The sequence below is a fragment of the Micromonospora coxensis genome, from assembly GCF_900090295.1.
In the GTDB taxonomy this organism is placed as follows: Bacteria; Actinomycetota; Actinomycetes; order Mycobacteriales; family Micromonosporaceae; genus Micromonospora; species Micromonospora coxensis.
Window position 1 is genome coordinate 5,537,383 of the sequence record NZ_LT607753.1, and the last position, 21,916, is coordinate 5,559,298.

Genomic DNA, 21,916 nt, shown 5'->3' on the forward strand with positions numbered 1-21,916 from the left:
CTCGCCGCGCCAGGGCCACCCGTCACGGCCGCTGCCGGCTCAGGCCAGGCCGGCCCGGCGCAGCGCCTCGGCCATCGCGTCGTTCACCGGCGCGGGCGCGCCCCGGCCCTGCCGCTGCTGCGGCCCGCCGCGCTGTCCGCCCCGGTCACCCCGGGCGCCACCGCGTCCACCCTGGTCGCCGCGCTGCCCACCGGCGCCGCCCCGGGCCGCGCCGCGTCCGCCCTGGTCCCCGCCCTGACCGCCGGAGCCGCCGCGGGCGCCGGAGCCGCCGCGCTGTCCGCCCTGCTCGCCGCGCGGGCCTCCGCGCTCCCGACGCCCGCCCTCGCCGGCCGGGCGACCCGCCCCGGCCGGGGCCTCGTCGTCCAGCCGCAGGGTCAGCGAGATCCGCTTGCGGGGCACGTCCACGTCGAGCACCCGGACCTTGACCACGTCACCGGACTTCACCACGTCGCGCGGGTCCTTCACGAAGGTGTGCGACATCGCCGAGACGTGCACCAGTCCGTCCTGGTGCACACCCACGTCGACGAACGCGCCGAAGGCGGCCACGTTGGTGACCACGCCCTCCAGCACCATGCCGGGGGTCAGGTCGCTGATCTTCTCCACCCCCTCGACGAAGGTCGCCGTCTTGAACTCCGGCCGGGGGTCACGGCCCGGCTTCTCCAGCTCGGCGATGATGTCGGTGACGGTGGGCAGGCCGAACGTGTCGTCGACGAAGTCGGTGGCCCGCAGTCCGCGCAGGATCGCCGACCTGCCGATCAGGGAGCGCAGGTCCTGCCCGGTGGTGGCGAGGATCCGCCGCACCACCGGGTACGCCTCCGGGTGCACGCTGGAGGAGTCGAGCGGGTCGTCGCCGCCGGGGATGCGCAGGAAGCCGGCGCACTGCTCGAACGCCTTCGGGCCGAGCCGCGCCACCTTCTTCAGCTCCGAGCGGGTACGGAACGGCCCGTTGGCGTCGCGGTGCAGGACGATGTTCTCGGCGAGCCCCGCGCCGATGCCGGAGACCCGGGTGAGCAGCGGCGCGGAGGCGGTGTTGACGTCCACGCCGACGGCGTTGACGCAGTCCTCGACGACCGCGTCGAGCGAGCGGGAGAGCTTCACCTCGGACAGGTCGTGCTGGTACTGCCCGACACCGATCGAGCGGGGGTCGATCTTGACCAGTTCGGCGAGCGGGTCCTGCAGGCGGCGGGCGATGGAGACCGCCCCGCGCAGCGACACGTCCAGCCCGGGCAGCTCCTGCGAGGCGTACGCGGAGGCGGAGTAGACCGACGCGCCGGCCTCGGAGACCACCACCTTGGTCAGCTTCAGCTCCGGGTGCCGCTTGATCAGGTCACCGGCGAGCTTGTCGGTCTCCCGGCTGGCGGTGCCGTTGCCGATCGCGACCAGTTCGACGCCGTGTGCCCCGGCCAGCCTGGCCAGCGTGTCGACGGAGGCGTCCCACTGCCGGCGCGGCTCGTGCGGGTAGATCGTGTCGGTGGCGACCACCTTGCCGGTGGCGTCGACCACCGCCACCTTGACGCCGGTGCGCAGCCCCGGGTCCAGCCCCATCGTGGGCCGGGCTCCGGCGGGCGCGGCGAGCAGCAGGTCGCGCAGGTTGGTGGCGAAGACCCGCACCGCCTCCTCCTCGGCCGCCTGCCACAGTCGCATCCGCAGGTCCGCGCCGAGGTGGATGAGGATCCGGGTACGCCAGGCCCAGCGCACCGTGTCGGTCAGCCAGCGGTCCGCCGGGCGGCCGGCGTCGCTGACCCCGAAGCGGCCGGCGATCGCCGCCTCGTACCGGGTCGGGCCGGTGACCGGGGCGTCGACGTCACCGTCGGACTCCGGGTCCATGGTGAGGTCGAGCACGCCCTCCTTCTCGCCCCGGAACATCGCGAGGATCCGGTGCGAGGGCAGCCGGGTGTACGGCTCGGCGAAGTCGAAGTAGTCGGCGAACTTCGCGCCGGCGCTCTCCTGGCCGTCGCGTACCCGGGAGACCAGCCGGCCCCGCGACCACATCTGCTCGCGCAGGGTGCCGATCAGGTCGGCGTCCTCGGCGAAGCGCTCGACGAGGATGGCCCGCGCCCCTTCCAGCGCGGCGGCGGCATCGGCGACGCCCTTGTCGGCGTCCACGAAACCGGTCGCCGTCTGACGAGGGTCCTGCGTCGGGTCGGCCAGCAGCGTGTCGGCGAGGGGCTCCAGCCCGGCCTCGCGGGCGATCTGCGCCCGGGTCCGCCGCTTCGGCTTGTACGGCAGGTAGATGTCCTCCAGCCGGGACTTCGAGTCGGCCGCCATGATCTGCGCTTCCAGGGCCTCGTCGAGCTTGCCCTGGTTGCGGATGGACTCCAGCACCGCGGCCCGCCGCTCGTCCAGCTCCCGCAGGTAGCGCAGCCGCTCCTCCAGGGTGCGCAGCTGCGCGTCGTCGAGCAGGCCGGTGGCCTCCTTGCGGTAGCGCGCGATGAACGGCACGGTGGCGCCGCCGTCGAGCAGTTCCACGGCCGCCCGCACCTGGCGTTCGGCGACGCCGAGCTCGTCGGCGATCCGCTGATGAACAGACTGGGTCACGATCTTGATCCGCCTTCGCTGTGGGTTCCGTGCTGCATTCTGCCGCCCGCCCCCGACGCCGCCCACCACCCCCGCCGCCCCGCGCGGCGGCCCGCCCCCCGGGCTGTCCAGACCGGGACGTGCCGGGTCCGGGGACGCGGAACCGGCGGGCGGGACGGACCCGTCGCTGGCCGGGCGTCCGCTGCGCTAGCGTGGCGATCATGGACCAACCTGCGGATCCGCGGGCCCGTCGGCTCTTCGGTGGCAGCGCCCGCGCGCTCGGTGACCTGGCCGCCAGCCCGTTCCGGGCCGACCGGGACCGGATCGTCGCCTCGCCCTTCTTCTCGCGGCTGGGCGGCGTCACCCAGGTGATCAGCCCGGGCGGATCCGGCCTGCTGGTGCACAACCGGCTCACCCACAGCCTCAAGGTCGCCCAGGTGGCCCGGGCCGTCGCCGAGCGGCTCACCGCCGACGACCGGCACAGCGACCTGCTGGAGAAGCTGGGCGGCTGCGACCCGGACGTGGTGGAGGCCGCCGCGCTCGCCCACGACCTGGGTCACCCGCCCTTCGGGCACCTGGGGGAGCGGGTGCTGGACCGGCTGGCCCGGCAGCGGCTCGGGCTGGCCGACGGCTTCGAGGGCAATGCCCAGTCGTACCGGATCGTCACCAGCACCGAGATCCGGGGAGCGGCCACCACCGGCCTCGACCTGACCGCGGCGGTCCGCGCCGCGATGTTGAAGTACCCGTGGACCCGGCTGGACCATCCCGACCCGCACCCCCGACACCTCGACCCCACGCCCCGGGGCGCCGCCGCCCCACCCGACGACCCGGAGAGCGGCTCGGCGAAGTTCGGGGCGTACCGCACCGAGCTGGCCGACCTGCGGCAGGCCCGGGAGCCGTTCGTCGGGCGCATCCCGGACTGGCAGCAGACCGTCGAGGCGTCGGTGATGGACACCGCCGACGACATCGCGTACGCCATCCACGACGTGGAGGACTTCTACCGGGTCGGGGTGCTCCAGCAGGGGGCGGTGGCCGCCGAGCTGATGGCCTGGCAGCGCGAGGGCGGGCACCTGCGGGCGGTCACCGACGCGGCGCTGACCGGCGCGGCCCGCCGGCCCGGCTCGGCGATCGAACGGCTGCGCCGCCAGCTGCACCGCAAGGACTCGTGGATCGCCGACGACGAGGCGTTCGCCGCTGCCGTCGAACACGTCCGCCAGGAGTTGGTCGAAGGGTTGCTCGCGCTGCCCTTCGACGGCTCGATCGAGGCGGAGCAGTACGTGGCCCGCTTCTCCGCCCGCTGGACCACCCGCTTCGTCGACGCGATCGGGGTGACCGCCGAGCCGGACGTCCGCTCCGGCCACGTGCAGTTGGCCAAGGCGCAGTGGCACGAGGTGCAGGTGCTCAAGTTCGTCCACCACCGGTTCGTGCTGGCCCGCCCCGACCTGGCCCTGCACCAGCGCGGCCAGGCCCGGCTGCTGGGCACCCTGGTCGAGGCGCTCTGGGAGTGGCTGCTCGACCCGGAGGAGGAGTCCCGGCTGCCCCGCCGGCTGCACGATCTGGTCGAGCTGGCCGAGGCGGAGCTGCACCCGCGTACCCCGGACCGGATCGGCCGGGCCCGGGGCCGGGCCATCGTCGACTTCGTCGCCCAGCTCACCGACTCGCAGGCGGTGGCGATGCTGGACTCGCTCTCCGGCCGCTCCGGCGCCCTCTGGACGGACGCCTTCGTGCTCTGACCGCCCGTCGCGTCGTCCGGACCGCGCGGCGGGGTGTTCCTGCTGACCGACGCCGCCCGGATCCGCCGCAGGTCACCAGGGCTCCGGGATGGTGATCGCCGCGCAGCGCCGGGCGCCGGGGACCGGCTGGTAGCAGGCGGACGCCTCCAGGTTGTTGGTCAGGTCGAACCGGTGGAAGGACGTGCTGCCCCCGTTGACGCAGGTGCCGCCGCTGGTGGTCACCCCGCCGGTGACGGATGCCGTGGCGCAGCCGACCGTGGTGGCCGTCTTCTGCACCGTGTTCAACGAGGAACGCTCGTCGGTCCCGTTGTGGGTGCCGTACCCGGTCAGCCGGACGCCGGGGCGGGTCACCGTGTACTGGAACGCCGTGGGGGTGTAGTACGACCAGCTGCCGCCGGTGCCGACGGTGCGCAGCTCCGGATCCGCCGACGAGCCGGGGATGTACATGGCGAAGCCCTTGTCCTGGGTGTTCGTGCCGGGGAGCATCCGGTAGACGATCACCAGCAGGCCCTGGCCGAAACTGCCGGTCGAGTACGTCAGGTAGCTGCCGTTGACGCAGGTGGTCCGGTCGGCGACGTAGCCGACACCGTAGGCGTAGAGCAGGACGCGGGCGCAGCGGCCGTCGTCGGCGGTGTCCTCGATGGTGCCGACCGTGGTGCTGGTGCCTGCGGTGTCGGTGGCGTAGCCGGTCAGCCGGACGCCGGGCAGGGTGCCGGCGTACTGGTAGGCGGTGGGGTGGTAGTAGCTCCACGAGCCCGACCAGCCGGTGCCGGAGGGCAACGCGAGCGCGGGCGAGGCGGGCAGCAGGACGGTGACCAGTGCGGTGACCATGGCCGCGGCGAGCAGCGCGCCGGTCGACCGCCATCGGGGGTGGGTCCTCATCGGCTCTCCGATCTCCACGACGGGCGGACGCCCGGCGTCACGGATCAGACTGGCCGAGAGGACCGCCGGCCACGACCGCTCAGTCCCGAAGTGGACAGCCGGCGCGATGTCCGTCGGGCCGGCACGGGCCGCGGTCTCCCTCCGAGGTACGTCAGGCGACCGCCTGCCACCAGCCGTCCACCGGCGGCGGGTCGTCGACCACCACCCGCTCGCCGGGTCGGGGCACCGCCAGGCGGACGTCACGGGCCTTCGCCTCGGCCCAGAGCCGGTCCACCGGTTCGGCCCAGTCGTGCAGGGCCAGGTTGAACGTCGCCCAGTGCACCGGGAGGAACAGGCCGCCCCGCAGGTCGAGGTGGGCGGCGACGGCCTCCTCCGGGAACATGTGGATCGCCGGCCACGCCCGGTCGTACGCGCCGATCTGCATCAGCGTCACGTCGAACGGCCCGTGCTCGGCGCCGATCTCGGCGTACCCGTCGAAGTAGCCGGAGTCACCGGTGTAGAAGACCCTCCGGTGCGCCCCGGCGATCACCCAGGAGCTCCAGAGCGTGCCGTCGCGGCGCAGCCCTCGGCCGGAGAAGTGCTGGGCGGCGGTGGCGATGATCTCCAGCCCGCCCACCCGGTGGCTCTCCGACCAGTCCAGCTCGACGATCCGCTCCGCCGGTACGCCCCAGCGGTCGAGGTGGGCGCCGACGCCGAGCGGCACCAGGAACGGCGCGGACTGCCGCCGGGTCAACTCCTGCACGGTGGCCATGTCGAGGTGGTCGTAGTGGTCGTGCGAGATCAGGATCGCGTCGAGCGGGGGCAGTTCGTCCAGGCGGACCGGGGGTTCGTGCAGCCGCCTCGGCCCCACCGACGCCGACGGCGAACAGCGGTCGCTCCACACCGGGTCGAGCAGCACCCGGTGTCCCTCGATCTCGATCAGGGTCGAGGCATGGCCGTACCAGACGACGTCGAGCTGGCGCTCGGTGGCGGTCGACGCCGTGGGCGCGGGGCGCAGCAGCGGCACCGGTGCGGTCGGGCGGCGGCGCTGCTTGCCGAAGATCAGCTCCCGGACCAGGTTGCGGCCGGGTTCGCCGGTGGTCATCGTCCGGATCGGCTCCCGGTTGTGGAAGGTGCCGTCGCGGAACTGCGGGGAGCGGGCGGCCCGTTCCGCCCGGGCGCCGGTGAGCCGACCGCCGAGCGCCGCCGGCACGTCCCGCGCCGCCCACGCCAGCCCGGCCACCGCGGCCAGTCCCGCCATCCGCCACAGCCGCCCGCCGGCCGCCCGGCTCTGCGCCCGGTCCTGTGCCGGGTCCGCTGGTGCCCCCATCGCCTTCGTCCCCTCCCGCCGTCCTCCGCCGTACACGGTATCCACCGCGTCACCCCGGCCGCCGGGCTCCGCCCCCACCACCCACGCACCCGTGTCACCCCGCTCCACACTTTCAGAGAATGAGGGCGTGTTCCGCGCGGAATGGGCCCTCATTCTCTGAATCTGCGCGCAGAGGAGGGCGGGAGGGGCGGGCGGGCGGACGGGCGCGGTCGGGTGGTCAGCGGAGGCGGCGCAGGACCGCCGCGCCGGCCGAGGCGGCCGTGTCGCCGACGGTGCGGACCAGCGCCGGCAGGTCGGGCAGCCAGCCGCCCCGGACCGCCTCACCGGCCGGGTTCGGTCGGAAGACCACCCCCTCGGTCGGCGGGGTCGGCCGGTTCGTCAGCCCGCCGAGCCGCATCAGCGGCCCGACCAGCACGTCGTAGAACGCCGGTAGCGCGGTGAAGCCGACCCGCATGACCACGTTGAGCCGGCCCACCGAGATCTCCCGGCGGGGGCGGTCGGCGCAGTCGACGATGGCCCGGGCCACCCGCTGTGGCGTGGTGATCGGCAGCGGCGGCCGGCCGATCCGGCCGAGGTAGTTCGCCGCCTGCTGGTAGACCGGGGTGTCCACGCTGCCCGGGGTGATCAGGCAGACGTGCGTCCCGGGCAGGTCCCGGGACTCCTGCCGCAACGCCCGGGCCAGCCCGTGCAGCCCCCACTTGCTGGTGACGTAGCCGCTCATGTAGGGCGCGGTGATGTGCCCGAGCACCGAACCGGTGAGGATCAGCGTGCCGCCGCCGGCGGTCCGGAAGTGCCGCAGCGCGACCCGGGCGGCCCCGGCGGCGGCCAGCAGGTCGGTCCGGACCACCTGCTCGAAGACCTCCGCCGGGATCTCCTCGAAGCGCCCGTACGCCATGACCGCCGCGGTGTGCACCCAGACGTCGATCCGGCCGAACCGGGCGAGCGCGGCGTCGGCCAGCGCGTCGAGCGCGCCGGGCGCGGTGACGTCGCTCGGCACGTCGTGTGCCTCGGCGCCCGCCTCCTCGCACTCCCGGCGCACCTGCGCCAGGGTCCCGGGGGAGCGGGCCGCGAGGACCAGCCGGTCCCCGCGACCGGCGAACTCCCGGGCGGCCGCGCGGCCGATGCCGCTGGTGGCCCCGGTGATCACCACCACCCGACTCACGGGGCGAGCACGACCTTCACGCAGCCGTCCTCCTTCTTCTGGAACATCTCGTACGCCTTCGGCGCGTCGCCCAACGGCACCCGGTGCGTCCGCAGGTCCGCCACGCCCAGCGGGTCGTCGTCGCCGGAGAGCAGCGGCATGATCTCGTCGGTCCAGCGGCGCACGTGGCACTGCCCCATCCGCAGCTGGATGCCCCGGTCGAACATCTCCATCAGCGGCATCGGGTCCACCTCGCCGCCGTACACGCCGGAGATGGAGACGGTGCCGCCCCGGCGGACCGCCTTGAGCGCGGCCTTGAGCACCACGAGGCGGTCCACGCCGACCCGGTCGGTCATCGCCTGGGCCAGCTTGTCCGGCAGCAGCCCGGCAGCGGTCTGCGCGACCTTGCCGAGCGGGGCGCCGTGCGCCTCCATGCCCACCGCGTCGATCACCGCGTCGGGCCCGCGCCCGTCGACGAGGTCGATCAGCGTGCCCGGCACGTCGTCGAGTTGGCTGACGTCCAGCGTCTCGATGCCGTGCCGGCGGGCCATCTCCAACCGCTCCGGCACCAGGTCCAGCCCGATCACCCGGTCGGCGCCGAGGTGGCGGCCGATGCGGGCGCAGAACTGGCCGACCGGGCCGAGGCCGAAGACGGCCAGCGTGCCGCCGCGCGGGGTGTCGGCGTACTTCACCGCCTGCCAGGCGGTGGGCAGGATGTCACTGAGGTAGAGGTAACGCTCGTCGGGGCCGGTCTCCGGGACCTTGATCGGGCCGAACTGGGCCTGCGGGACCCGCAGGTACTCGGCCTGACCGCCGGGCACCGAGCCGTAGAGCGAGGTGTAGCCGAACAGCGCCGCGCCCTTGCCCTCGGCGGTGACCTGGGTGGTCTCGCACTGGGCGTAGAGCTGCCGCCGGCACATCCAGCAGTCGCCGCAGGAGATGTTGAACGGGACGACCACCCGGTCGCCGGGCTTGAGCCGGGTCACCCCGGAGCCGACCTCCTCGACGATCCCCATCGGCTCGTGACCGAGGATGTCGCCCGGCCTCAGGTACGGGCCGAGCACCTCGTACAGGTGCAGGTCGGAGCCGCAGATCGCGGTCGAGGTGATCCGGACGATCGCGTCCGTCGGCTGCTCGATGCGGGGGTCCGGTACGTCCTCCACCCGGACGTCCCGCTTGCCGTGCCAGGTCAGTGCCTTCATGCCGGAATGTCCCCTCCTCGGTGTCCTTCATCGGACTGCTACCCGCGAGGGGGCGGTTGAACCGGCCACCGGCGCCCGTGCCCGGGCCGCCCGTGTCCGGCTGCCGTGCCTCGGGGATGCTGTCTGGTCGCTACAGACTTGATGACACAAATGGCTCAGGACCGCTGCCGCTGGCCACTGGCCACTGGCCACTGGTCACTGCCGCTGGCCGCTGGCCGCTGCCGTTGGCCGCTGGCCGCTGGCGCTGCCGTTGGCCGCTGGCCGCTGGCGCTGCCGTTGGCCGCTGGCCGCTGGCGCTGCCGTTGGCCGTTGCCGTTGGCCGTTGGCGCTGGCCGTTGCCGCTGGCCGTTGGCGCTGGCCGTTGGCGCTGGCCGTTGCCGCTGGCCGTTGCCGCTGGCCGTTGCCGCTGGCCGCTGCTACTGGCCACTGGTCGCTGCCGTTGCCGCCGGTCGTTGCCGCCGGTCGTTGCCGCCGGTCGTTGCCGCCGGTCGTTGCCAATGGCCGTTGCCGCTGGCCGCTGCCGCTGCCGTTGCCGCTGGCCGCTGCCGCTGCCGTTGCCGCTGGCCGCTGGCCGCTGGCGCTGCATCGGCGTTCAGCGCTGCCATGGTGAGTCATTTTTGTCGTCAAGTCTGTAGCGACCCAACAAGGTACGAGTCGGCCCTGGCGCCGGCGGTGCGCGTACCTCTGGAAAAGGGCGACCGCCGCGCCCCGGGAGTGGGGCGCGGCGGTCGTGGGCCGACGGCGGGTGGTCCGCCGTGGGATCAGGAGCCCGGGGTGTTGCCCCGCTTCGTCGTCGCCAGCAGGTAGTCGCGGTTGAGCCGGCCGATGGTGTCCAGCGGGATGCCCTTCGGGCAGACCGCGGTGCACTCACCGGCGTTGGTGCAGCCGCCGAACCCGGCCTCGTCGTGCGCGTCCACCATCCCGATCACCCGGGTGTAGCGCTCGGGCTGGCCCTGCGGCAGCAGCGAGAGCTGGGTGATCTTGGCGGCGGTGAACAGCATGCCGGAGCCGTTCGGGCAGGCCGCCACGCAGGCGCCGCAGCCGATGCAGGCGGCCGACTCGAAGGCGGCGTCGGCGTCGGCCTTGGGCACCGGGGTGGAGTGCGCCTCGGGGGCGCTGCCGGTCGGGGCGGTGATGTAGCCACCGGCGGCGATGATCCGGTCGAAGGCGTTGCGGTTGACCACCAGGTCCTTGATGACCGGGAAGGCCCGGGCCCGCCACGGCTCGATGTCGATCGTCTCGCCGTCGGAGAACTGCCGCATGTGCAGCTGGCAGGCGGTGGTGCCGCGCTGCGGCCCGTGCGCGTCCCCGTTGATCATGAGGCCGCACATGCCGCAGATGCCCTCACGGCAGTCGTGGTCGAACGCGATCGGCTCCTCCCCCTGGAGGATGAGCCGCTCGTTGAGCACGTCGAGCATCTCCAGGAACGACATGTCCGGGGAGACGTCGTCGACCTGGTAGGTCACCATCCGACCCTTGTCCTCAGGGCCCTTCTGGCGCCAGATGCGCAGGGTCAGATTCACTTGTAGCTCCGCTGCGTGGGGTGGACGTATTCGAACTTCAGGTCTTCCTTGTGCAGCACGGCCGGCTCACCGGTGCCGGTGTACTCCCAGGCGGCCACGTAGGCGAACCGGTCGTCGTCGCGCTGCGCCTCGCCGTCCGGCGTCTGGTGCTCGGCCCGGAAGTGGCCGCCGCAGGACTCCTCGCGGTGCAGGGCGTCGATGCACATCAGCTCGGCCAGCTCGAAGAAGTCGGCCACCCGGCCGGCCTTCTCCAGCGACTGGTTGAGTCCCTCGCCGTCGCCCGGGACGCGCACCCGCCGCCAGAACTCCTCGCGCAGCGTGCGGATCTCGTCGATGGCCTTGCGCAGACCGGCCTCACTGCGCTCCATGCCGCAGTGCTCCCACATGATCTGGCCCAGCTCGCGGTGGAACGAGTCCACCGTCCGGTCGCCGTCGACGGCGAGCAGCCGGGTGATCCGCTCCTCCACCTCGCGGCGGGCCGCGACCGCCTCCGGGTGGCCGGCGTCGACCTTCTCCAGCGGCCCGGACGCCAGGTAGTTGGCGATGGTGCTGGGCAGCACGAAGTAGCCGTCGGCCAGGCCCTGCATCAGCGCCGAGGCGCCGAGCCGGTTCGCGCCGTGGTCGGAGAAGTTCGCCTCACCGATGACGAACAGGCCCGGGATGGTCGACTGCAGGTCGTAGTCGACCCAGAGGCCGCCCATCGTGTAGTGCACGGCGGGGTAGATCCGCATCGGGACCTGGTACGGGTCCTCGCCGGTGATCCGCTCGTACATCTCGAAGAGGTTGCCGTACTTGGCCTCGATGGCCTTGTGGCCGAGCCGGTCGATCGCGTCGGCGAAGTCGAGGTAGACGCCGAGCTTGGTGGGCCCGACACCCCGACCCTCGTCGCACACGTTCTTCGCCGCGCGGGAGGCGATGTCCCGGGGGACCAGGTTGCCGAAGGACGGGTAGATCCGCTCCAGGTAGTAGTCCCGCTCGTCCTCCGGGATGTCCCGGGGGGCACGCTCGTCGCCCTTGGCCTTCGGCACCCACACCCGGCCGTCGTTGCGCAGCGACTCGCTCATCAGGGTCAGCTTCGACTGGTGGTCGCCGGAGACCGGGATGCAGGTCGGGTGGATCTGCGTGTAGCAGGGGTTGGCGAAGTACGCCCCCTTGCGGTGCGCCCGCCAGGTCGCCGTGACGTTGCAGCCCTTGGCGTTGGTGGAGAGGTAGAAGACGTTGCCGTAGCCCCCGGAGGCGAGCACGACGGCGTCCGCCATCTCGGTGCTGATCTCGCCGGTGACCAGGTCCCGGACGACGATGCCCCGGGCCTTGCCGTCGACGACGACCAGCTCCAGCATCTCGTGCCGGGCGTTCATCTCCACGTTGCCCAGGCCGATCTGCCGCTCCAGCGCCTGGTACGCCCCGAGCAGCAGCTGCTGGCCCGTCTGGCCCCGGGCGTAGAAGGTGCGCTGCACCTGCGCGCCGCCGAAGGAGCGGGTGTCGAGCAGGCCGCCGTACTCGCGGGCGAACGGCACGCCCTGCGCCACGCACTGGTCGATGATGTTGACCGACACCTCGGCCAGCCGGTGCACGTTCGACTCCCGGGAGCGGAAGTCGCCGCCCTTGACGGTGTCGTAGAAGAGCCGGTGGATCGAGTCACCGTCGTTGCGGTAGTTCTTGGCCGCGTTGATGCCGCCCTGCGCGGCGATCGAGTGGGCCCGGCGCGGGCTGTCCTGGTAGCAGTAGGACTTGACCCGGTAGCCCTGCTCGGCCAGGGTCGCCGCGGCGGAGCCGCCGGCCAGGCCGGTGCCGACCACGATCACGGTCATCTTGCGGCGGTTGGCCGGGTTGACCAGCTTGGCCTCGAAGCGGCGGCGTTCCCAGCGGGTCTCGATCGGACCCTCGGGAGCCTTGGTGTCGGCGATCGGGTCGCCCTCGGTGAAGAGATCCATGGTCAGCGCACCAATCCGATGAGTACGGCGAACGGGACCACCAGGTAGCCGACGGTCAACGCGACGGCGAAGACCAGCGCGAGGCTGCGCGCCCGGCGCTCACCCTTCGGCGTCTGCTGGCCCAGGCTGCGGAACGCGCTGAAGGCGCCGTGCCGCAGGTGGAAACCGAGCGCGACCACCGCGAGGGTGTAGAAGAGGGTCACGTACCAGCGTTCCGGGGCGAAGTCCGCCACCACGTTGGCCTGCGGCCGGGTCGGGTCGCCGACCGGGTTCAGGTGACCCGTGGTCAGGTCGAGGATGTGGTAGATCACGAAGAGCCCGATGATCACACCACCCCACCGCATGGTGCGCGCGGCGTAGCTGCCCTGGACCTTCTTGCGGTGGGCGTACTTCACCGGGCGGGCGGCCCGGGCGCGCATCGCCAGCACCGTGGCGGCGGCGATGTGGCCGATCAGGGCGACCAGCAGGACACCGCGCTGCAGCCACAGGTACCAGCCCGGGGCCAGCAGTGGCGTGCCCAGGTCGCGCAGCCAGTGCGCGTAGTGGTTGAAGGCCTCGGCGCCCGTGAAGATCTTCAGGTTGCCGAGCATGTGCGCGATGAGGAAGAGCACCAGGAGAATGCCCGTCACCGCCATGACGGCCTTGAGGCCGACGTTCGAGCGGATGGGCGACCGAGTTTTCGTGATTACCACCCGATCGACGCTAGGAGGACTTTGATCAGTCGTCCAATGCATCGACCTCGCAGTCTTGATAGCCGTAAGCTATGTAGATGCAGCTCCATCAGCTGAAGTACTTCGTCGCGGTCGCTGAAGTACGACATTTCACCCAAGCCGCCGACATCGTCGGCATAACCCAGCCGTCGCTGAGTAAGCAAATTCACGCCCTGGAGACCGACCTCGGGGCCCCGCTCTTCGAACGGGTAAGGGGCAACATCACCCTCACCGCGGCGGGCGAGGTGCTGCTGCCGCTGGCCAAGCGGATCCTCGCCGACGTGGACACCGCCACCCGGGAGGTGCAGGAGCTGGTCGGCCTGCGCCGGGGACGGGTACGCCTCGGCGCCACCCCCAGCCTCGCCACCTCCCTGGCCCCGCCGGTGCTGCGCCGGTTCCGCGACGCCCATCCGACCGTCGACCTGCGGGTGGAGGAGGGCGGCTCGCAGGACCTGGTCCGCGACCTGCTCCGCGGCGACCTCGACCTCGCGTTGATCATCATGCCGGCCCAGGGCGCCGACCCGGGGCTGCGCCTGGACCCGATCCTGCGCGAGAGCCTGGTGCTCGCCTCCGTCGACCCGTTGCCCGCCGCCGCCCCGAACGGCCAACTGCGCATCACCGACCTGCGCGGGCAGCCGCTGGTCATGTTCCGCGAGGGCTACGACCTGCGCGACGCCACCCTCCAGGCCTGCCGGGACGCCGGCTTCGAGCCGACCGTCTCGGTCGACGGCGGCGAGATGGACGCCGTGCTCAGCTTCGTCGAGGCGGGACTGGGCATCGCCCTGGTGCCCGGCATCGTGGTCGCCCGCCGGCCCGGGGTGCGGGTCACCCGACTCGCCCCGCCCGGCGTACGGCGGACCATCGCGGTGGCCCGGCGGCGCGACGTGGTGCCCACCCACGCCGGCCGGGAGCTGCGCCGGATACTGCTCGACTACGTCGGCGACGCCACCGCCAGCGACGACCTGCCCCCGGGCGTGGAGCCGCTCTGAGCCCGCCGGTCGCGCACTCTGGAAGACGCGCCGCCGCCCCCGCCCTGCCTACGCTGCCGACATGGCAGCAAGCGGACGCGCCGTGGTGGTCGGCGCCAGTATGGGCGGCCTGCTCGCCGCCCGCGCCCTGAGCGACGCGTACGACGAGGTGCTGCTGCTCGACCGGGACGCCCTGCCGGCGACCCCGACCAGTCGCCGCGGCGTGCCCCAGGGCCGCCAACTGCACGTGCTGCTGGACCGGGGACGGCAGGTGCTCGCCGAACTGTTCCCCGGCATCGGGGAGGAGTTGACCGCCCGGGGCGCCTGCCCGGTCGACCTGCACGGCGAGGTGCACTGGTACAACGACGGGCACCGGATGCGCCGGGCCCCCTCCGACCTGATCGCGTACGGCATGAGCCGGCCGCTGCTGGAGCAGGTGGTACGGGAGCGGGTCGCCGCCCTGCCCGGCGTACGGGTGCTGGCCGGGCACGAGGTCACCGGCCTGCTCACCGTCGGAGACGGGTCCCGCGTCACCGGCGTGCGGGTGGTCCCCGGCGGGGACGACCGCACCGAGATCGCCATCGACGCCGACCTGGTGGTCGACGCCGGCGGGCGGGGCAGCCGCAGCCCGGTCTGGCTCGCCGAGCTGGGCTACCCGACCGCCCCCGAGGAGCGGGTCGAGATCAACGTCACCTACGTCACCCGCATCTACCGGCGGGAGCCGGGCCAGCTGGAGGGGCTGCTCGGCGCGCTGGCCAACGCGATGCCGGGCCAGCCGCGCGCCGGCATCGTCGCCCCGCACGAGGACGGCCGGTTCGCCGTGGTGCTCAGCGGCGTGCTGGGGGAGCAGCCGCCCACCGACGACGAGGGCATGGCCGCGTTCGCCGGCTCGCTGTTCGCCCCGCAGATCGGTGAGCTGCTGCGTACCGCGCTGCCGGCGAGCGAGCCGGTCCGGATGCGCTACCCGGCCAGCGTCCGTCGCCGCTACGAGCGGCTGCGCCGGCTGCCCGAGGGGTACCTGGTCTTCGCCGACGCGCTGTGCAGCTTCAACCCGATCTACGGGCAGGGCATCACGGTGGCCTCGCTGGAGGCGCTGCTGCTGCGCCGGCTGCTCGCCGAGGCCGGCACCGGGCTGGCCCGGCGCTTCTACCGGGGCGCGGCCCGGCTGATCGACGCGCCGTGGCAGATCTCGGTCGGCACCGACCTGCGCTTCTCCGAGATCCCCGGCCGGCGCACCCTCAAGGTGCGGCTGGTCAACGCCTACATCGCCCGGCTGCACGCGGCGGCCACCACCGACGCGGGACTCGGCGCGGCCTTCCTACGGGTGATCAACCTGGTCGACCCGCCGACCCGGCTGCTCACCCCCGGCCGGATGCTGCGCGTGCTGCGCGGCCCGCGCCCGGCCCCGACGCCGGTCCGGCAGGTGCAGCGTCACCCGGCCTGACCGACCCCCACCCCAGCTCCGGCCCGGCCCTCCCGACCGGCGGTCGGGACCGGCAGGCGGGTCAGCGCCCCTCGGCGTCGTCCATGGCCCGGTAGATCCGCTGCTCCGACACCGGGTACGGGGTGCCCAGCGCCTGGGCGAAGACGTTCACCCGCAGCTCCTCGATCATCCAGCGGATCTGCCGTACCGCCGCCGACTGCCGCTTCGACGGTGGCAGCGCGGCGAGCAGGTCGGCGTACTCCTTCTGCACCACCGCGATCCGGTCCTGCTGCTGCTTGTCGCGCTGCGGGTTGCCGGGGAGCCGGTCCAGCCGCCGGTCGACCGCGGTGAGGTAGCGCAGCAGGTCGGGCAGGCGGGCGTACCCGGTCTCGGTGATGAAACCGGCGTGCACCAGGCCGGTGAGCTGGGCCCGGATGTCGGCCAGGGCGGCCACCACGGCCAGGTTCCTCGTCGCGCCGAGCCGCTGCTCGACGGCGTACGCGGCGGCGAGCACCTTGCGGACCCGGTCCATCACCTCGACGACGGTGTCGACCAGGTCGGCGCGGACCCGGTCGCGCAGCGCGGCGAAGCCCTCGGCGTCCCAGGCCGGGCCACCCGCGTCGCCGATCAGCTTGTCGATCGCCGCGCCGGCGGCGTCCTCGATGAGCTGCTGCACCCCGCCGTGCGGGTTGCGGCTGAGCGCCAGCTTCGCCTCGTTGCTCAGCCGCCCCTGAAGGAACTTCGCCGGGGACGGCACGGTCAGCCGCAACAGTCGCCGGGTGCCCGCCCAGTGCGCGGCGGCCTGCTCGGCCTCGGAGTCGAAGACCTTCACCCCGACGGTCGCGCCCTCGTCCACCAGCGCCGGGTACGCGGTCACCGCGTACCCGGCCCGGACCTGCTCGATGGTGCGGGGGAGGGAGCCGATGCTCCACTCACGGAGGCCAGTCCGGGCGACGTCCGGCGCGGCGGCGGCGACGACCTGGCGTACCTCCTGGCGGAGTTGGCGTTGCAGGGCGGTGAGGTCCTTGCCCTCGGCGACCGGCTTGTTCTCCTCGTCGAGCACCCGGAAGCCGACCCGCAGGTGCGGCGGGAGCTTGCCCGGGTCCCACGCCTCGCGCGGCACGGTGACCCCGGTCATCCGGCGCAGCTGCCGGGTCAGCGCGTCGAGCAGCGGCTCCTCGCCCGGGGTGATCGCGGCGAGCGCCGCGCGGGCGTAGTCCGGGACCGGGACGAAGTTGCGCCGGACCGCCTTGGGCAGGGACCGGATCAGCGCGACGACCAACTCCTCGCGCAGCCCCGGCACCTGCCAGTCGAAGCTCTCCGCCGGCACCTGGTTGAGCAGCGGCAGCGGGATGTCCACGGTGACGCCGTCGGTGGGCGCGGTCGGGTCGAAGGTGTACGTCAGTGGCAGGGTGACCCCGTCGGCGCGCCACTCGTCCGGGTAGTCGGACTCGTCGACCCCACCGCGTCCGGCGTTGACCAGCAGATCCCGGGTGAAGGTGAGCAGGTCGGGCCGCTCCCGGCGGGTCGTCTTCCACCAGGCGTCGAAGTGCCGCCCGGAGACCACGTCGGCGGGGATCCGCTCGTCGTAGAACTGGAAGATCGTCTCGTCGTCGACCAGGATGTCCCGCCGCCGGGCCCGGTTCTCCAGCTCCTCGATCTCGGCGAGCAGCCGCTGGTTGTCCTTCCAGAACTGGTGGTGGGTGGACCAGTCGCCCTCGACCAGGGCGTGCCGGATGAACAGCTCCCGGCTCAGCGCGGGGTCGATCCGGCCGAAGTTGACCTTGCGGGAGGTGACGATCGGGATGCCGTACAGGGTGACCTTCTCGTAGGCCAGCACCGCGGCCTGCTTCTTCTCCCAGTGCGGCTCGCTGTAGCTGCGTTTGACCAGGTGCTGGGCCAGCGGCTCGACCCACTCCGGCTCGACCCGGCCGGCCACCCGGCCCCAGAGCCGGGAGGTCTCCACCAGTTCGGCGGCCATCACCCAGCGCGGCGGCTTCTTGAACAGCGCCGACCCGGGGAAGATCGCGAACTTCGCGCCGCGCGCGCCCAGGTACTCGTGCTTCTGCGCGTCCTTGAGCCCGATGTGCGACAGCAGCCCGGGCAGCAGCGACTGGTGCACCTTCGGGGTGTCGATCTCCTCCGGCAGGTCCGCGCCGGCGCCGCGCCGGCCACCGCCGTCGGGTCCGGGCTGCGCCGTCGGTCGCCGGCCGCGTCGCCCGTCACCCGGTTCCGGGGTACGCAGCACCTGGCGCAACTGGCTGACGATGTCCTGCCATTCGCGGACCCGCAGGTAGTTCAGGTACTCCGCCTTGCACATCCGGCGGAACGCGCTGGACGACAGCGTCCGCTGCTGCTCGCGCAGGTACCGCCACAGGTTCAGGTACGCGACGAAGTCCGACTCCTTGTCGGCGAAGCGGGCGTGCGCCTGGTCGGCCTGGGCCTGCTTCTCCGCCGGCCGCTCCCGGGGATCCTGGATGGAGAGCGCGGCGGCGATCACGATCACCTCGGTGGCGCAGCCGTTGCGCTCGCCCTCCAGCACCATCCGGGCCAGCCGGGGGTCGACCGGGAGCTGGGCCAGCCGCCGGCCGAGCGCGGTGAGCCGCTTCGCCGGGTCGGTCTGCGTCGGGTCCAGCGCCCCCAGCTCGTGCAGCAGGTTGACGCCGTCGGTGACGTTGCGCCGGTCCGGCGGGTCGATGAACGGGAACGCGGCGATGTCGCCGAGCCCGATCGAGGTCATCTGGAGGATGACCGAGGCCAGGTTGGTGCGCAGGATCTCCGGGTCGGTGAACTCGGGCCGCGAGGCGAAGTCCTGCTCGTCGTAGAGGCGGATGCAGATGCCGTCCGAGGTACGACCGCAGCGCCCCTTGCGCTGGTTGGCCGACGCCTGCGAGACCGGCTCGATGGGCAGCCGCTGCACCTTGAGCCGGCTGGAGTAGCGGGAGATCCGGGCCGTGCCCGGGTCCACCACGTACTTGATGCCGGGCACGGTCAGCGAGGTCTCCGCGACGTTGGTGGCCAGCACGACCCGGCGGCCGGAGTGCGGGGCGAAGACCCGGTGCTGCTCGGCGGTGGAGAGCCGGGCGTACAGCGGCAGGATCTCGGTGCCGAGCAGGGAGCGTTTCTTCTCCACCAGCCGGCCCAGCGCCTCGGCGGTGTCCCGGATCTCCCGCTCGCCGCTGAGGAAGACCAGGATGTCGCCGGGCCCCTCGGCGGCCAGCTCCTCGACCGCGTCGCCGATGGCCTGGATCTGGTCCCGGACGTTCTCCTCGTCGGCCTCGTCCTCCTCGTCGGCCTCGCCGACCTCGACCAGCGGCCGGTACCGCACCTCGACCGGGTACGTCCGCCCGGACACCTCGACGATCGGCGCCGGCTTCCCCTCGGGCGCGTCCTCGGTCGGCGGCCCGGCGAAGTGCCGGGCGAACCGGTCGGTCTCGATGGTCGCCGAGGTGATGATCACCTTCAGGTCGGGGCGGCGGGGCAGGAGCTGCTTGAGGTAGCCGAGGATGAAGTCGATGTTGAGGCTGCGTTCGTGCGCCTCGTCGATGATCAACGTGTCGTACTGGCGCAGCATCCGGTCGGTCTGCAACTCGGCCAGCAGGATGCCGTCGGTCATCAGCTTGACCAGGCTGTTCTCGCCCACCTGATCGGTGAAGCGCACCTTGTAGCCGACCACGTCGCCCAGCTCGGTGCCGAGTTCCTCGGCGATCCGGTCGGCGACCGTCCGGGCGGCCAGCCGGCGGGGCTGGGTGTGCCCGATCAGACCGGTGATCCCGCGCCCCAGCTCCAGGCAGATCTTCGGCAGCTGGGTGGTCTTGCCGGAGCCGGTCTCACCCGCCACGATCACCACCTGGTGGTCGCGGATGGCGGCGGCGATGTCGTCGCGGCGCTCGCTGACCGGCAGTTGCGGCGGGTAGGTGATCGTCGGCACGGCGGCCCGCCGGCTCTCCAGCCGCGCCTCGGCCCGCGTCACCTCGGTGGCGATCTCGGTCAACGCGTCGTCGCGGCGCTGCGGGTCCCGGAGCCTGCGGACACCGTCCAGCCGTCGTTGCAGGCGGCGCTGGTCGCGGAACATCAGGGGGTCGAGGCGGCGGAGCAGCTCGCGGACGGTCACGGCCTCGGCGGGTGCGGCTGGATTCTGCATGTCGTCGCCAAGGATAGGCAGCCCGACGACGGACCGCCCCCGGGTTACGCCGCCCGCCGCCTGCTGCCTGCTGCCTGCCCCGTCACCCGCTGCCTGCTGCCCGACGCCCATCTCCGCCGCCCGCCGGGCACGCCACACCCCGTGGCTGCCGGGGGTGGCGCGCCGGTCGGGCTAGAGTTTCGCCCACCGACACGACCGGGGGGCCGACATGACGATGCTGGACACCGACCGCGCTCTGGTGCAGGCCGCCACCGCGGTCGCCAAGCTGCGCTGCCGCAGTGACAACCACACCGTCGCCGCCGCCGCCCGCACCGCCGACGGCCGGGTCTTCACCGGGGTGAACGTCTACCACTTCACCGGTGGCCCGTGCGCCGAGGTGGTGGCGATCGGCGCCGCCGCGACCCAGGGCGTCGGTGAGCTGGAGGCCATCGTCGCGGTGGGGGACCGGGGCCGGGGGGTGATCCCGCCCTGCGGCCGGTGCCGCCAGGTGCTGCTCGACTACTTCCCGTCGATCAAGGTCATCCTCGGGCCGATGGACGCCCTGCGGCCGGTGCCGGTGCGGGAGCTGCTGCCCGAGACGTACGTCTGGGCCGACCAGCAGCTCGACCCGTCGGCGATCGTCCGGACCGGGCAGTGGCCGATGCCGACCGTGCCGAGCAGCCGTCCGGCCTCGGAGGACTGAGCCGCTCGGTCGCCGGCCGTCGTTCAGTCGTCGGCCGTCAGTCGCCGGCCGGCCGTCGCTCGGTTGCCGGCCGTCAGTCGCCGGCCGCCGCCTCCAGCATCGAGCGGGGCACGGCGACCTCGCCGTAGCGCACGTTGCCCTCGGGCACCAGCCAACTCGTCACGTGGGCGACCAGTTGGCCGGAGCGCACCGCCGGGTCGTTCGCGTACAGCTCGCGGGCCTCGGCCGGGCTGATCGGCAGCACGGCGAGGCCGCGCAGCGTCTCGTCGTCCGGGTCCAGGAACGGCCCGGCGGCCAGCACGAGCCCCTGCTCCACCAGTCCCTTCTGGTGCGCCAGGTGGGCGTCGTGCAGCAGGTCGGCGGCGTCGCGCGGCAGCTCCGGCGCGTCCGCCGGGCGGACCAGGAGGACGAGGGTGTGCTGGTCGAATCGCATACCTGGAGCCTAGGCACTGCGGCGCGTGCTTCGTCCCGCTCTCACTGGACAGGTGCCTTTCATCCTGCTTCCCGGCCGGTCGCCGCCCGGCCCGGCGGGTCGGCCCTGCTCACGGCCCGGGCGGGCGGCCGATGCGCGGGCGTCTATCGAGCGGGGCCGGTTAGGTAAGCCTAAGCTCATCCGCTAAGGTAAGGCGAACCTTAGCCCAGCTCAGGAGCATCGTGACCACCCTCGCCGTACGCCCCGTGGCCGCCCCGCGCGGCGGGCACCGGGGTCGCCGCACGGCGATCGCCGTCGCTGCCGGGCTCGCGCTGGCGCTCGTCGTGCTGGCCAGCCTCGCCCTCGGCAGCCGCCCGCTCGCCCCCGGCCAGGTGTGGGCCGCGCTCATCGCCCCGGACGGGGGCACCGCCAGCACCATCGTGCGGGAGCTGCGACTGCCGCGTACCGCGCTCGGCCTGGTCGTCGGCCTGGCCCTGGCCGTCGCCGGCGTGCTGTTCCAGGCGCTCACCCGCAATCCGCTCGCCGAGCCCCGCATCCTCGGCATCAGCGCCGGCGCGTCGTTCGGCGTCGTGCTGGCCATCGCCGTCCTGGGCGTCAGCAGCCTCGCCGGGTACGTCTGGTTCGGCGTCGCCGGCGCCCTCGGCGCCGGGCTGCTCGTCTTCGCCGTGGCCAACCGCACCCGCGAGGGCGCCAGCCCGGTCACCCTCGCCCTGATCGGCGCGGCGCTCGACGCCAGCCTCGCCTCCGCCGTGTACGCGCTGCTCAGCATCGACGCCCGCACCTTCGAGGAGTACCGGTTCTGGGTCGTCGGCGGGCTCACCGGCCGGGACCTGACGGTCACCGGGCAGGTGCTGCCCATCGTCCTCGCCGGCCTGGTGCTGGCCGTACTGGTCGCCCGTGGCCTCGACGCGCTCGCCCTCGGCGACGACGTGGCCCGGGGACTCGGCCACCGCATCGGTCTGGTCCGCCTCGGCGGCGGCGCGGCGGCCGTGCTGCTCACCGGCGCCGCGGTCGCCGCCGCCGGGCCGGTCGCCTTCGTCGGGCTCGCCGTGCCGCACCTGGCCCGGGCCCTGGTCGGCGCCGACCACCGCTGGACGTTGGCCGTCTCCGCCCTGCTCGGGCCCGCCCTGCTGCTCGGCGCGGACATCGTCGGACGGCTGATCGCCCCGCCCGGCGAGGTGCCCGCCGGGATCATCACCGCGCTGATCGGCGCGCCGCTGCTGGCGTACCTGGTGCGCCGGGCGAAGGTCGTGACGGCGTGAGCGCGGGACACGAGCCGGGACTGCGCGCCGTCCGGGCGCAGGACGAGGTGGCG

The 21,916-nt window shown here is 73.3% G+C and carries 15 protein-coding genes; 5 read left to right on the forward strand and 10 right to left on the reverse strand.

What is annotated here, in order from left to right:
* Positions 1-39 precede the first annotated feature (39 nt).
* A complete protein-coding gene (locus tag GA0070614_RS25245) occupies positions 40-2,538 on the reverse strand; it encodes a Tex family protein (RefSeq protein ID WP_172892504.1) in 2,499 nt (832 codons plus the stop codon).
* Between the two features lie 200 nt (positions 2,539-2,738).
* Here GA0070614_RS25245 and GA0070614_RS25250 point away from each other — a divergent pair, with 200 nt between their 5' ends.
* Positions 2,739-4,250 (forward strand): deoxyguanosinetriphosphate triphosphohydrolase family protein, encoded by a 1,512-nt coding sequence (locus tag GA0070614_RS25250; protein ID WP_088979656.1) that lies wholly within the window; start codon positions 2,739-2,741, stop codon positions 4,248-4,250.
* A gap of 72 nt (positions 4,251-4,322) precedes the next feature.
* Here GA0070614_RS25250 and GA0070614_RS25255 read toward each other — a convergent pair whose 3' ends face one another.
* From GA0070614_RS25255 to GA0070614_RS25285, 7 genes are all read right to left on the reverse strand, one after another.
* Positions 4,323-5,132: a hypothetical protein gene (locus GA0070614_RS25255; RefSeq protein ID WP_157745086.1), complete on the reverse strand. Its 810-nt coding sequence runs from the start codon at positions 5,130-5,132 to the stop codon at positions 4,323-4,325.
* Between the two features lie 151 nt (positions 5,133-5,283).
* A complete protein-coding gene (locus tag GA0070614_RS25260) occupies positions 5,284-6,441 on the reverse strand; it encodes an MBL fold metallo-hydrolase (RefSeq protein ID WP_088978289.1) in 1,158 nt (385 codons plus the stop codon).
* 217 nt (positions 6,442-6,658) lie between these two features.
* Positions 6,659-7,603: an SDR family NAD(P)-dependent oxidoreductase gene (locus tag GA0070614_RS25265; protein WP_088978290.1), complete on the reverse strand. Its 945-nt coding sequence runs from the start codon at positions 7,601-7,603 to the stop codon at positions 6,659-6,661.
* Entirely contained in the window at positions 7,600-8,784 is a 1,185-nt protein-coding gene (locus tag GA0070614_RS25270) for a zinc-dependent alcohol dehydrogenase (RefSeq protein ID WP_088978291.1), read from the reverse strand. The genes GA0070614_RS25265 and GA0070614_RS25270 overlap by 4 nt, the downstream gene beginning before the upstream one ends.
* A 761-nt stretch (positions 8,785-9,545) precedes the next feature.
* Positions 9,546-10,307, reverse strand: a complete 762-nt coding sequence (locus GA0070614_RS25275; RefSeq protein ID WP_088978292.1) for a succinate dehydrogenase/fumarate reductase iron-sulfur subunit — start codon at positions 10,305-10,307, stop codon at positions 9,546-9,548.
* A complete protein-coding gene (locus GA0070614_RS25280) occupies positions 10,304-12,241 on the reverse strand; it encodes a fumarate reductase/succinate dehydrogenase flavoprotein subunit (protein WP_088978293.1) in 1,938 nt (645 codons plus the stop codon). The genes GA0070614_RS25275 and GA0070614_RS25280 overlap by 4 nt, the downstream gene beginning before the upstream one ends.
* A 2-nt stretch (positions 12,242-12,243) precedes the next feature.
* Positions 12,244-12,975, reverse strand: coding sequence for a succinate dehydrogenase cytochrome b subunit (locus GA0070614_RS25285; protein WP_088978294.1), 732 nt, complete (start codon positions 12,973-12,975; stop codon positions 12,244-12,246).
* Between the two features lie 35 nt (positions 12,976-13,010).
* Here GA0070614_RS25285 and GA0070614_RS25290 point away from each other — a divergent pair, with 35 nt between their 5' ends.
* Together GA0070614_RS25290 and GA0070614_RS25295 are read left to right on the forward strand one after the other, a co-directional pair.
* On the forward strand, positions 13,011-13,940 hold the full coding sequence (locus tag GA0070614_RS25290) for a LysR family transcriptional regulator (RefSeq protein ID WP_088978295.1): 930 nt from the start codon (positions 13,011-13,013) through the stop codon (positions 13,938-13,940).
* 61 nt (positions 13,941-14,001) lie between these two features.
* Positions 14,002-15,363, forward strand: coding sequence for an FAD-dependent oxidoreductase (locus tag GA0070614_RS25295; RefSeq protein ID WP_088978296.1), 1,362 nt, complete (start codon positions 14,002-14,004; stop codon positions 15,361-15,363).
* Positions 15,364-15,424: 61 nt separating this feature from the next.
* Here GA0070614_RS25295 and hrpA read toward each other — a convergent pair whose 3' ends face one another.
* Positions 15,425-19,486 (reverse strand): ATP-dependent RNA helicase HrpA, encoded by a 4,062-nt coding sequence (hrpA, locus tag GA0070614_RS25300; RefSeq protein WP_088978297.1) that lies wholly within the window; start codon positions 19,484-19,486, stop codon positions 15,425-15,427.
* A gap of 208 nt (positions 19,487-19,694) precedes the next feature.
* Here hrpA and GA0070614_RS25305 point away from each other — a divergent pair, with 208 nt between their 5' ends.
* Complete coding sequence (locus tag GA0070614_RS25305) at positions 19,695-20,168, forward strand: cytidine deaminase family protein (protein ID WP_088978298.1); 474 nt, start codon at positions 19,695-19,697, stop codon at positions 20,166-20,168.
* A gap of 73 nt (positions 20,169-20,241) precedes the next feature.
* Here GA0070614_RS25305 and GA0070614_RS25310 read toward each other — a convergent pair whose 3' ends face one another.
* Complete coding sequence (locus tag GA0070614_RS25310; protein ID WP_088978299.1) at positions 20,242-20,601, reverse strand: YciI family protein; 360 nt, start codon at positions 20,599-20,601, stop codon at positions 20,242-20,244.
* Positions 20,602-20,822: 221 nt separating this feature from the next.
* On the opposite strand from GA0070614_RS25310, the gene GA0070614_RS25315 reads away from it, so the two are divergent.
* Positions 20,823-21,863: a FecCD family ABC transporter permease gene (locus GA0070614_RS25315; RefSeq protein WP_088978300.1), complete on the forward strand. Its 1,041-nt coding sequence runs from the start codon at positions 20,823-20,825 to the stop codon at positions 21,861-21,863.
* Positions 21,864-21,916 lie beyond the last annotated feature (53 nt).

Coding starts and splice junctions, on each gene's coding strand:
- GA0070614_RS25310 (WP_088978299.1), bottom strand. CDS start 20,601: ATGCGATTCGACCAGCACACCCTCGTCCTCCTGGTCCGCCCGGCGGAC.
- GA0070614_RS25305 (WP_088978298.1), top strand. CDS start 19,695: ATGACGATGCTGGACACCGACCGCGCTCTGGTGCAGGCCGCCACCGCG.
- GA0070614_RS25285 (WP_088978294.1), bottom strand. CDS start 12,975: ATGCATTGGACGACTGATCAAAGTCCTCCTAGCGTCGATCGGGTGGTA.
- GA0070614_RS25290 (WP_088978295.1), top strand. CDS start 13,011: ATGCAGCTCCATCAGCTGAAGTACTTCGTCGCGGTCGCTGAAGTACGA.
- GA0070614_RS25295 (WP_088978296.1), top strand. CDS start 14,002: ATGGCAGCAAGCGGACGCGCCGTGGTGGTCGGCGCCAGTATGGGCGGC.
- GA0070614_RS25270 (WP_088978291.1), bottom strand. CDS start 8,784: ATGAAGGCACTGACCTGGCACGGCAAGCGGGACGTCCGGGTGGAGGAC.
- GA0070614_RS25260 (WP_088978289.1), bottom strand. CDS start 6,441: ATGGGGGCACCAGCGGACCCGGCACAGGACCGGGCGCAGAGCCGGGCG.
- hrpA (WP_088978297.1), bottom strand. CDS start 19,486: ATGCAGAATCCAGCCGCACCCGCCGAGGCCGTGACCGTCCGCGAGCTG.
- GA0070614_RS25280 (WP_088978293.1), bottom strand. CDS start 12,241: ATGGATCTCTTCACCGAGGGCGACCCGATCGCCGACACCAAGGCTCCC.
- GA0070614_RS25255 (WP_157745086.1), bottom strand. CDS start 5,132: ATGAGGACCCACCCCCGATGGCGGTCGACCGGCGCGCTGCTCGCCGCG.
- GA0070614_RS25250 (WP_088979656.1), top strand. CDS start 2,739: ATGGACCAACCTGCGGATCCGCGGGCCCGTCGGCTCTTCGGTGGCAGC.